The sequence below is a fragment of the Nonomuraea terrae genome (genome assembly GCF_004348995.1).
In the GTDB taxonomy this organism is placed as follows: domain Bacteria; phylum Actinomycetota; class Actinomycetes; order Streptosporangiales; family Streptosporangiaceae; genus Nonomuraea; species Nonomuraea terrae.
Genome location: NZ_SMKQ01000001.1, coordinates 148,884 through 158,205, shown reverse-complemented (window position 1 = coordinate 158,205; position 9,322 = coordinate 148,884). Strand labels below are relative to the sequence as shown.

The window sequence follows — 9,322 nt, the reverse complement described above, 5'->3', positions numbered from 1 at the left end:
CTCAGGCGGCCCCTCCGCGCTCGACGATCGTGTTGTACGTCACGCAGACCGGCTCGCCCTCGACCGTCGTCACGTCGCTCCTGATCGTCAGCAGCTCGTTCTGCCCGGCCGTGCGGATGTCGGTGATCGTGGAGGTCAGGACCAGTTGGTCGCCGGCGTGGATGGGGCGGACGTACTCGAAGCGCTGCTCGCCGTGGACGACCATGGCGACGTTCACCCCCAGGCCGGGGTCCACCAGCGCCTCGCCGCCGCTCTGCAGGCTGAACACGATGGGGAACGTGGGTGGCGCGACCACGTCGGGGTGACCTGCGGCCCGGGCGGCCTCCTGGTCGCGGTAGAGCGGGTTGCTGTCGCCGATCGCCGCCGCGAACTCCCTGATCTTCACCCGGCTGACCTCGTAGGGGGCAGTGGGCCCGTACGATTTGCCGACGAAGTCACGGTTCAAGGCCATCTGCTCCCTCGCATCTTTCCCGAGCACTACCGTCGGCGAACGCTAACGGAACAACGTTCGGCCGGCGGGGTTGATGGCCTTGATTTTGCCCACGGCCAGGGCTTTCACGCCCGGGAGTCAGCCGGTGACGGGGTTGCGGCGGAGCATCGCGGCGGCCGCCGCCACGACCACCAGGACGAACGCCGCCAGGCCGATCAGCGAGGCATCCAGGGACGCGCCGAGACCGGTCGCGACGCCCATGCCGAGGACGGGCAGCGCGAGGCCGACGTACCCGGCGAGGAAGATCCCGGCGATGGCCTCGCCGCGCGCGCCGGCGGGGGCGAGCATCGCGGCGGTGCCCAGGGCGCCCTTGAGCAGGATCCCCGAGCCGCTGCCGGCGACCAGGCCGCCGACGAGGAAGCCGGGCGTGCTGGCCGCCAGCACGCCGGCGGCCAGCACGAGGACGCCCACCGCGGTCATCCAGAAGCCGACGGCGAGCTGACGCTGCAACGTCAGCCGGCCGAGCCCCATCTGCGCCACGGCGGCGCCGCCGAACACCAGGAACGCGGCCACCCCGGCCACGACGGGCGACGGCTGCCCGATGGCGGCCAGGAAGCTCGGCGCCAGCGAGGTGAACAGGCCCAGGATGGCGAACAGCCCGAAACTCGCGCCCGCGACCGCGAAGTAGCGCAACCGGGCGTGGGACGGCACGACCACCCGCTGCGGGCGGTACGCCCGCGCCTGCCGCACCCTGACGGTCTCCGGCACCAGCCACAACCCCACGAGCGACAGGACGAGCAGCACCAGGAACACCACGAACGGCACGGTCAGCTTGGCGTCGGCGTACTGCACCAGCACACCCGCGAGCAGCGGGCCGAGGCCGATGCCGCCCAGGTTGGCCGCCGTGGCGACCAGCGTCGGGCGGTTGTGCGAGCTACCCGGCCGGATGACGGCGTTCAGCTCGGCGAGGTACGCCGTCGCCGTCGCGGTGGCCATGCCGACGCTCAGGCCGCTCACCACCCGGGCCACGATGAGACCGGGCAGGTCCGGCCAGGCCAAGAAGAGCACGGCCGAAACGGTCTGCAACAGGATGGCGGGCAGCAGGATGCGCCGCCGCCCTCGCCAGTCGGACACATGGCCGGCCAGGAAAATGCTGATCACGACGCCGATGGAGTAGGCCGCGAAGGCCACCGTCACCATCATCGTGGAGAAATGATCACGTTCCCGATAGAGGCTCCACATCGGCGTCGGCGCCGCGGAGAAGGCCATCTCGACGGCGAAGACGTAAGCGACGATCCAGAACCCGATGCCGTGGCGGGAGCTCGACGCCCGCACCGCGGCGCTGCGCGTGGCCACGCTAACTCCTTGAAATTATCAACTATGTACCTCGCAACTATGCGGGACGGTATGCCATCTCCGCCAACAATTGATTATGTTGACAACCATCTCCAACAGAGATGGGAGGGGTGATGGACCTACGCCATCTGGAGGTCTTCCTGGCGATCGCCGAGGAGGGCACTCTCACGGCGGCCGGCGAGCGGCTGCACCTGGTGCAGTCGGGAGTCTCCAGCACGCTGCGCGCCCTGGAGAGCGAGCTCGGCGCGCCGCTGTTCATCCGTACGGCGCGCAGGGCGGTGCTCACCGACGCGGGGCTCGCGCTGTTGCCGGAGGCCAGAGCCACCCTCGCCGCGGCCGACCGCGCCCGGCAGGCCGTCGCGGAGACGCTGGCCGAGGTGCGGGGGCCGCTCGTGGTCGGCACGATGACGCCGCTGCGGGTGCTCGACCTGCCCCGGCTGCTCGCCCGCTTCCAGGCCGCCTATCCGCAGGTCACGGTGAGCATTCGGGCGTTCCCCGACGGGTCGGCCGGCCTGATCCGGGCGCTGACGGACGGCCTGCTCGACGCGGCGTTCGTCTCGATCTCCACGCCGCCGCCGGCTGGGGTGGAGCTGCGCGACCTGACCCGCCTCCCGCTACGGCTGATCCTGCCGCCCGGTCATCCGTACGCCTCCGCGCCGGACGTCTCGCTGGCCGAGCTGAGCGGGGACCGGTGGATCGACTCGCCGCCCGGGTTCGGCAACCGGGCGATCGTGGACGAGGTGTTCGCCCGGGCGTCGCTCCAGCGCTCGATCACGCTGGAGACCGCCGACGTGGCGATGATGCCCGCGTACGTACGGGCCGGGCTCGGGGTGGCGCTGGTGCCGGGTTTCGTGCCCCTCGACGGGGTCCGCGTGCAGCGCCTGCGCGGCGAGGAGCTGTGCTGGACCATGTCGCTGGCCACGGCCCGCTCAGGAAGACGCGTGGTCCGAGCCTTCACCGAAGCCGTCGCGAACGAGATGCGCCTCGTCACCCAGGAGAACCGCCCCTGACGCAGGCCCCGATATCCGGGGGCAGACACGACAAACCGGCGCCCTGTCACAGGACGCCGGTTGGTGCGCTATGGAGGGTAAGGGGGAAGAGGCTCTGCCCGGGGACCTAGCGGGTCTCGCGGTGCGCGCGGTGGCAGCGGCAGTTGGGGCAGTACTTCTTCAGCTCAAGCCGATCCGGGTCGTTACGCCGGTTCTTCCGCGTGATGTAGTTGCGGTGCTTGCACTCCTGGCAGGCCAGCGTGATCTTCGGCCTAACGTCGGTGGCAGCCACTTGGGAGTGCCTTTCTACGTTTGGGACATGGACACGCCCGTACCCAGGTCGGTGGACCTGGGTTAGGGCAGTAGCGGAGGCCGGACTTGAACCGGCGACACAACGATTATGAGCCGTTTGCTCTGCCAGACTGAGCTACTCCGCCTTTGGGCCGGTAACGACCCGGCCTCGTAGAGGATACCCGAAGCGGTGAGCACATTAGTAACTCGCCCGATCGGGTGGGGTGCTCCCAGTATGCCTCAGGAACCCCCGTCACTCGAAATCAATAACCGGCGAACCCCCGCCCGCCACCGCATCGAGGGTGATCAGCGTAGCAGCGCCCGCCACACCCCGCGAACCCGGCCACAGTGGCCGGGAACCCGGGAAGCTGAAGCAAGCATCCTCTGGGTGGGCATAACGCCGGAAAAGGGGACATTGTTCCAGCTCACAACGACGAACGCCCGGCTCCGCGTTTCTCGCGGCCGGGCGTTGTGGCTGTTCAGAAGTGGAGCCCCCAAACGGAATCGAACCGTTGACCTTCTCCTTACCATGGAGACGCTCTGCCGACTGAGCTATAGGGGCCTGTCCGGCGCTGCGGACAGGTGTAACCATACACGGCACTCAGCGATGATGCGAACTCGTTCGGGCCTCCGCCGGCTCGTCGATCGCGCGCCGCACGGGAAAGTCGATGACCTCGCACAGATCCGCCAGGTCGACGTGCCTGGCCACCTCGGCCACGGACATGCAGTCGGCGACCACCCGGCCGTTTCTGCGCACCCGCAGCACCTGCCGACCCGCGAGCACGGCCGCCACCACCTCGTAACCGTCGAGGCCCATCCATCGTCTTTCCACAGCGGCACACCTTAGCCGCCGGGTCTCTCATTTTTCGCCACGCCACAGGCGTTACCGCCATACCGACTCAGTACCGGTAGAACCCGGCGAAGTCCTTCTTGGGCGCGATGTCGTCCACGCGCACCACGGCGCCGGTCTCGGGAGCGTTCATCATCTTCCCGTTGCCGAGGTAGAGGCCCACGTGGTGGGTCCTGACCGTCCGCTTCGTGACCTTTCCGAAGAACACCAGGTCACCGGGGCGGGCGGAGGCGACCCGGCGCAGTTTGCGCACCTGGTCGTCGGTGTTGCCGGGGCCCAGGACGTCCTCGCCGCGGGCCAGGGCGTAGACCCAGCGCACGAACCCCGAGCAGTCGAGCCCGGTCGTCCGGGCGGCCGGGCAGGGCTTGATGCTGCCCTGGTAGCCCACGCAGGTGCCCTTCGAGGGGCCGGGAGACGCCGCGTGGCCGCCGCCCCACGAGTAGACGATCCCGAGCTGTTCGAGCTCGTACGCGATCCGCACCGTCGGCGGCGGCACCGGCAGGCTCAGCGGGGCGGAGGCCGTGGCGGCCAGCACGAGCAGCGCCACCGCCACGGCTGGCGGCCTTTTCATCCCACACCCCCCGAAAAAACATGGGCTTGGGATTTATCCTGCCTTATCGAGACTTGAGAGTGAGTTTCACCGAACCGACTGTGACGTTCATCCCGACCGTGCCCTTGCTCTTGCTCGGTTTGGTGGTGAACTCGAACGTCACCTGCTTCCCGCGCGGCAGCTCCTCGACCCGGCACGACACCGCCGTGCCGCTGAACTTGCAGGCGGGCGCCTTGACCACGCGCTGACCGCCGAACGCCCGGCCCGAGACCTTGATGTCCTTGACGGGGTGCGGGCCGGTGTTGGCGACGGTGACCCGATAGCGCGTACGGCTCTTCGCCGCGCCGGACACCCGCACCTCGGCCGGCGGGTTGACCAGCGACTTGAGCGCGGACTCGGTGCCGTTGAAGGCGTTCTGCCCGCCGACGAGCGGGCCCTTCTCGGCCGACTGCCAGAACGTGTGCCGCTTCCAGCTCTTCGGCAGCTCCCCCGGCTCGCTGCCCCAGCGGGCCAGCCAGAGCGGGTTGGCCGCGAACGCCTTGGAGTCGCCCGTGCAGGTCCGCCACCAGCTCGTGGTGGTGTAGATGATCGCGTGCCGGCCGGTCACCTCGCGGTACCTGCCGGTGAAGTCCTTCAGCCAGGTGACCATGTCCTTGGCCGAGAGCCCGTAGCAGTTGTTCTTGCCGTTCTGGTCCTTGTACGGGTTGTCCTCGACGTCGAGCACGCCCGGCAGCGTCCGGCCGTCGCTGACCCAGGTGCCGCCGTTCTGGAGGAAGAAGTCGGCCTGGGCGGTGCCGTCGGATTCGTGCGGCTGCGCGAAGTGGTACGCGCCCCGGAAGAGCCCGGCCGCCGCGGCGCCGCCGTACTGGGCCTCGAAACGCGGATTGCGGTAGTCGGTCCCCTCGGTGGCGTGCACGAACGCGAACTTGGCGCCTCCGGCGGCGGCGGTGGCCCAGTCGATGTCGCCGGTCCAGTTGCTCACATCCACGCCGGGGACTCCGTCGGCCGCCTGGGCGACGCCGGTCATCCCGACCGTGGCAATTACCGCAATGAATAACAGACGTTTCACGCCGGAGATCATTGCGGAGCCACGCACAATTCCGCAAGTCGCGAAATATCAACTGCTTTTGTCGTATCGACGCAATAGACCAGCCCCAACGGGAGCGGCCGGGGCGGGCGACCCACTCCCGCCACCGCTCGCCGCGCCCTCAGCGTCACGGTGATCGTCCTTGCTGACGACGGGAAGGCCAGCGCGGGCCCGAGGGCCCGCGCCAGCGTGGTCAAGGCCGTTCACGGGCACGATCGTCCGGCGCGTGATCGCATGATGGCAGGGCTTGCGCAGAAATCTTGCGCACATGCAAGAAGCCGCACCTCAGAGGCGTGAAAAAGCTTCCCGGACGCCGCCGCCGCGAACGGCGTTTTCGCAGGTCAGGGCGCTTCGTAAACGTGACATTCACGTTTGCCAAACCGGTTTCCCTTGCTCACACTGGTGCTGATCCTCGATTGCGCCCCCGACCAGGGGTTTCTTCGCCATGCCCGGAGGAGTTCAACCATGATCCACACCCGGGGCCTCACCCGAGTCTTCACGATGAAACGAAAGGAGAAAGTGGAAGCCGTACGCGGCATCGACCTCGACGTCGAGGCCGGTCAGCTCGTCGCCTTCCTCGGCCCGAACGGCGCCGGCAAGTCCACCACGCTCCGCATGCTCACCACCCTTCTGCCCCCCACCTCCGGCACCGCCACCGTGGCCGGCCACGACGTCGCCGAGAACCCCGCCGGCGTGCGCTCCCGCATCGGGTACGTCGGCCAGCACAACAGCGTCGGCGAGGAGTACCGCATCCGCGACGAGCTCGTCACCCAGGGCCGCTGCTACGGCCTGCGCCCCAGCGAGGCCGCCGCCCGCGCCGACGAGCTGCTCGACCTGCTCGACCTGACCCCGCTGGCCAAGCGGCTGCCCGGCACCCTGTCGGGCGGGCAGCGCCGCCGCGTCGACATCGCGCTCGGCCTCATCCACCGCCCCGACCTGCTGTTCCTGGACGAGCCGTCCACCGGACTCGACCCGAAGAGCCGCGCGGAGATCTGGCAACACATCCTGCGGCTGCGGGAGGCGTACGGGACCACGTTGTTCCTCACCACCCACTACCTGGAGGAGGCCGACAACATGGCCGAACGGGTGGTGATCATCGACGGCGGGCGCATCATCGCCGACGGCACGGCAGAGCAGCTCAAGAACGACCTGGCCGGCGACCGCATCGTCATCACCGCCGGCACCGAGCAGGACGCCGAGAAGGCCGCCCGCATCGGCGGCGGGACGGCCGAGGGCACCACCGTGACGCTCCGGGTGGACCGGGCGACCGCCGCGCTGCCCGACCACCTGCGCACCCTCGACGCGGCCGGCGTCAAGGTCCTCGCCGCCGAGACCATCCGGCCCACCCTCGACGACGTGTTCCTCAGCCTGACCGGGAGAAGCCTCACCGATGACGACATTCCTGCGTGACACCACCATCGTCTTCTCCCGCGAGATCAGGCCGAGCCTGCGCAATCCCGTCGGGCTGCTGTTCGAGATGGGACAGCCGCTGCTGTTCCTGTTCCTGTTCGGGGCGCTGCTGGGCGGGGCGGTCGGGTCGTCGTGGCAGTGGTTCGTGCCCGGCATCCTCGTGATGATGTGCCTGACCGGGCCCCTGAGCGCCGGGTACTCGCTGCTGGTCGAGCTGCTCGGCGGCGCGATGGAGCGCATGCTGGTGACGCCGCTGAACCGTACGGCGATGCTGGTGGGCAAGAGCATGAAGGCCACGATCACGCTGCTCGTGGAGGCGGTGCTGATCATCGTCGTGGCCGTGCCGCTCGGCTTCGAGCTGCACGTCGCAGGGGTGCTGGCCGGGCTGGCCCAGCTCGCGGTGTTCGCGGTGGGCCTGGGCTCGCTGTCGTTCGTGCTGGCCATCAAGTCGGCGCCCAACGGCACCCTGTTCTACATGGTCAGCCAGTCGGTGCTCTTCCCGCTGCTGCTGCTGTCGGGGGTGCTGCTGCCGCTGGAGACCGCCCCCGGGTGGCTGCGCATCCTGGGACAGCTCAACCCGGTGACGTACATCGTGGACGCGCAGCGGGCGCTGTTCGCCGGCGACCTCGCCGACCCCTCGGTCCTGTACGGCACCATCTCGGTCTGCGCCATCGCCGCGATCGGCCTCCACCTGGGCAACCGCGCGATGCGGAAGGGCGTCTGACCGGCAGGATGGGGCCATGACGAAGCTCGTCGCGACCCACACCGTGCCGTGGATCCCCGTGGCCCACCGCCTGGACCTCGTCCTCTCCGAGACCCTCCCGCCCGTGGACCGGACGACGTCCGCGTTCGCGTTCGTGGCCGACGAGCCGGGCAGGACGCTCATGACCTGCGTGGACCGCGAGGGCCGCGGCTGGGACATCCCCGGCGGCCACCTGGAGCCCGGCGAGAACGCCGCCGACGCGGCGGCCCGGGAGCTGTACGAGGAGACGGGGCTGCGCGTGCCCGTCTCCTCGCTGTCGGTCTTCGCCTGGCAGCGGATCGAGCTGCTGGAGCCGGCGCCCGATGGATACCGGTATCCGGAGCTGGCGTACATGGTGATGTTCCGCGGGAGCGTGCCGGGGCCGGGGGCGCCGACGCGGCCGCCGGCCGGGTCGGAGAGCACCCGGGCCGACTGGCTGTCCACGGCCGAGATCGGGCGCGTCTGCGCTCAGAGCACCTGGCTGCCCCTGGTGGAGATCGCGCGGGCGCGGTCCATGTCGTCGCTGCGGTAGAGGCGCTCGGGGATCGTGGCCAGGGTCGACGGGCGCACCCGGGGGCCGAGGCCGTACAACTGCTGGAAGCTCATGATCAGCGGGCGCCAGGCGTCGGGGTCGATGCGGTCGTCCGTATCGGACATGCGGATCTCCTCGTGCACCCAGACGCGCTGCACCCGCACCTCGAACGCCACCACCCCGCCGTCGTCCACGGGGTGGTGGCGTTCGAGCACGGCCTCCATGGCCACCGGGCACTCGGCCACCCGCGGCGGCGCCACCGTCTCCGACGCGACGGCGGTCAGCCCCGCGCGGCCGAACTTGTCCCGGACGAACCGGTAGCCGCGCTCGTGCTTGCGCTCGGGAACGGGGTCCGCCCCCGTGGTGAGCGCCAGCCGATCCACGGCGCCGGCGAGGGCGTCGGACGGCAGGTTCAGGACGCACTCGCGGGTCCTGAGCAGGTTCTGGGCCGTCTTCGACCGGACCCCCAGCCCCAGCACGGCCCGCCATCCCAGCCAGAAGGCCGACGACATGGGGGCCAGGTTGGGCGTCCCGTCCTCGTCGCAGGAGGAGATCAGGACGACGGGGGTGCCGAAGTAGAGGATGTTCGGTTCAAGAGAGGTGTGCGCGCGGGCAACCGGACGCGTGTCAATGCTCATGACCGTCCACTCTCACCGCAGGCCGGGCCGCGTGCTGGCGGCCTTCGGACCTCTCTTCGAGCTCAGCGCGGCAGCAGCTTGAGCGTCGTCGTGCGCGCGTCGGACGACACGATGGTCTCGACGTAGTCCTGGCCGTAGCGGTGGTACTTGCTGCGGTACGCGGCGTCGATCTGCTCGTTGAGGCCGGGGTCGCCCTCCGCCACGAAGGTGACGTCCCGGTCGACGCCGCCCGCCTGGATGCGTCCCTGGCCGCTGGCCTTGGCCGCGCGGTACCACCGGCCGTCGTCGCCCTTGTAGGAGCGGACGTAGAGGTCGTCGTCGTGGCGGACGACCCAGATCGGGACCGGCCGCAGCCGCGTACCGTCGCCGCCCAGCGGCGCGACCTCCAGCTCGTCCGCCGTCGCGATCCGGTGGATCTCGTCACTCGTCCAGGTCGTCATCGGTCCG

At 69.8% G+C, this 9,322-nt stretch carries 12 protein-coding genes and 2 tRNA genes; 4 read left to right on the top strand and 10 right to left on the bottom strand.

The genetic code is table 11. The features are described from left to right. Position 1: 1 nt before the first annotated feature. Together E1286_RS00860 and E1286_RS00855 are read right to left on the bottom strand one after the other, a co-directional pair. The gene (locus E1286_RS00860; RefSeq protein ID WP_132608121.1) at positions 2-451 is read right to left on the bottom strand and encodes a MaoC family dehydratase N-terminal domain-containing protein; all 450 of its coding nucleotides are present in this window, start codon (positions 449-451) and stop codon (positions 2-4) included. 117 nt (positions 452-568) lie between these two features. Then, positions 569-1,786, bottom strand: a complete 1,218-nt coding sequence (locus tag E1286_RS00855) for an MFS transporter (RefSeq protein ID WP_223189407.1) — start codon at positions 1,784-1,786, stop codon at positions 569-571. A gap of 113 nt (positions 1,787-1,899) precedes the next feature. Here E1286_RS00855 and E1286_RS00850 point away from each other — a divergent pair, with 113 nt between their 5' ends. Continuing rightward, positions 1,900-2,796: a LysR family transcriptional regulator gene (locus E1286_RS00850; RefSeq protein ID WP_165969504.1), complete on the top strand. Its 897-nt coding sequence runs from the start codon at positions 1,900-1,902 to the stop codon at positions 2,794-2,796. Positions 2,797-2,902: 106 nt separating this feature from the next. On the opposite strand, the gene rpmG is transcribed toward E1286_RS00850, so the two are convergent. The 6 genes from rpmG to E1286_RS00820 all read right to left on the bottom strand — a co-directional run bounded on the left by rpmG (position 2,903) and on the right by E1286_RS00820 (position 5,493). Further along, positions 2,903-3,067 carry a 50S ribosomal protein L33 gene (rpmG, locus tag E1286_RS00845; protein ID WP_019632658.1) on the bottom strand — a complete coding sequence of 55 codons (165 nt, stop codon included), beginning with the start codon at positions 3,065-3,067 and terminating at the stop codon, positions 2,903-2,905. Positions 3,068-3,138: 71 nt separating this feature from the next. After that, positions 3,139-3,212: transfer RNA gene (locus E1286_RS00840), tRNA-Met, on the bottom strand. A 340-nt stretch (positions 3,213-3,552) separates the two neighbouring features. Next, positions 3,553-3,628, bottom strand: a tRNA-Thr gene (locus E1286_RS00835). A 39-nt stretch (positions 3,629-3,667) separates the two neighbouring features. Further along, a complete protein-coding gene (locus tag E1286_RS00830) occupies positions 3,668-3,898 on the bottom strand; it encodes a transposase (protein ID WP_132608117.1) in 231 nt (76 codons plus the stop codon). 67 nt (positions 3,899-3,965) lie between these two features. Continuing rightward, positions 3,966-4,487: a C40 family peptidase gene (locus tag E1286_RS00825; RefSeq protein WP_132608115.1), complete on the bottom strand. Its 522-nt coding sequence runs from the start codon at positions 4,485-4,487 to the stop codon at positions 3,966-3,968. Between the two features lie 43 nt (positions 4,488-4,530). Further along, positions 4,531-5,493, bottom strand: coding sequence for a GH25 family lysozyme (locus tag E1286_RS00820; RefSeq protein WP_165969503.1), 963 nt, complete (start codon positions 5,491-5,493; stop codon positions 4,531-4,533). 525 nt (positions 5,494-6,018) lie between these two features. Between E1286_RS00820 and E1286_RS00815 the strand changes: the two genes are divergently transcribed. Genes E1286_RS00815 through E1286_RS00805 form a run of 3 tightly spaced genes read left to right on the top strand, consistent with a single transcriptional unit; the run spans position 6,019 to position 8,237 of the window. Beyond that, positions 6,019-6,963: an ATP-binding cassette domain-containing protein gene (locus tag E1286_RS00815; RefSeq protein WP_132608111.1), complete on the top strand. Its 945-nt coding sequence runs from the start codon at positions 6,019-6,021 to the stop codon at positions 6,961-6,963. After that, the gene (locus E1286_RS00810) at positions 6,944-7,687 is read left to right on the top strand and encodes an ABC transporter permease (RefSeq protein WP_132608109.1); all 744 of its coding nucleotides are present in this window, start codon (positions 6,944-6,946) and stop codon (positions 7,685-7,687) included. Before E1286_RS00815 ends, E1286_RS00810 begins: the two co-directional genes overlap by 20 nt. Before the next feature lie 16 nt (positions 7,688-7,703). Continuing rightward, on the top strand, positions 7,704-8,237 hold the full coding sequence (locus E1286_RS00805; protein ID WP_132608107.1) for an NUDIX hydrolase: 534 nt from the start codon (positions 7,704-7,706) through the stop codon (positions 8,235-8,237). Here the strand turns inward: E1286_RS00805 and E1286_RS00800 are convergent. Then, entirely contained in the window at positions 8,174-8,875 is a 702-nt protein-coding gene (locus E1286_RS00800) for a flavin reductase family protein (protein ID WP_132608105.1), read from the bottom strand. The two genes, E1286_RS00805 and E1286_RS00800, sit on opposite strands and share 64 nt — an antisense overlap. 62 nt (positions 8,876-8,937) lie before the next feature. Beyond that, positions 8,938-9,315 (bottom strand): DUF2255 family protein, encoded by a 378-nt coding sequence (locus E1286_RS00795; RefSeq protein WP_132608103.1) that lies wholly within the window; start codon positions 9,313-9,315, stop codon positions 8,938-8,940. Positions 9,316-9,322: the final 7 nt, after the last annotated feature.

Excerpts from the sequence above, each read along its gene's own strand:
- E1286_RS00825 (WP_132608115.1), bottom strand. The coding sequence starts at position 4,487 with ATGAAAAGGCCGCCAGCCGTGGCGGTGGCGCTGCTCGTGCTGGCCGCC.
- E1286_RS00820 (WP_165969503.1), bottom strand. The coding sequence starts at position 5,493 with ATGACCGGCGTCGCCCAGGCGGCCGACGGAGTCCCCGGCGTGGATGTG.
- E1286_RS00860 (WP_132608121.1), bottom strand. The coding sequence starts at position 451 with ATGGCCTTGAACCGTGACTTCGTCGGCAAATCGTACGGGCCCACTGCC.
- E1286_RS00800 (WP_132608105.1), bottom strand. The coding sequence starts at position 8,875 with ATGAGCATTGACACGCGTCCGGTTGCCCGCGCGCACACCTCTCTTGAA.
- E1286_RS00850 (WP_165969504.1), top strand. The coding sequence starts at position 1,900 with ATGGACCTACGCCATCTGGAGGTCTTCCTGGCGATCGCCGAGGAGGGC.
- E1286_RS00815 (WP_132608111.1), top strand. The coding sequence starts at position 6,019 with ATGATCCACACCCGGGGCCTCACCCGAGTCTTCACGATGAAACGAAAG.
- E1286_RS00795 (WP_132608103.1), bottom strand. The coding sequence starts at position 9,315 with ATGACGACCTGGACGAGTGACGAGATCCACCGGATCGCGACGGCGGAC.
- E1286_RS00805 (WP_132608107.1), top strand. The coding sequence starts at position 7,704 with ATGACGAAGCTCGTCGCGACCCACACCGTGCCGTGGATCCCCGTGGCC.
- E1286_RS00810 (WP_132608109.1), top strand. The coding sequence starts at position 6,944 with ATGACGACATTCCTGCGTGACACCACCATCGTCTTCTCCCGCGAGATC.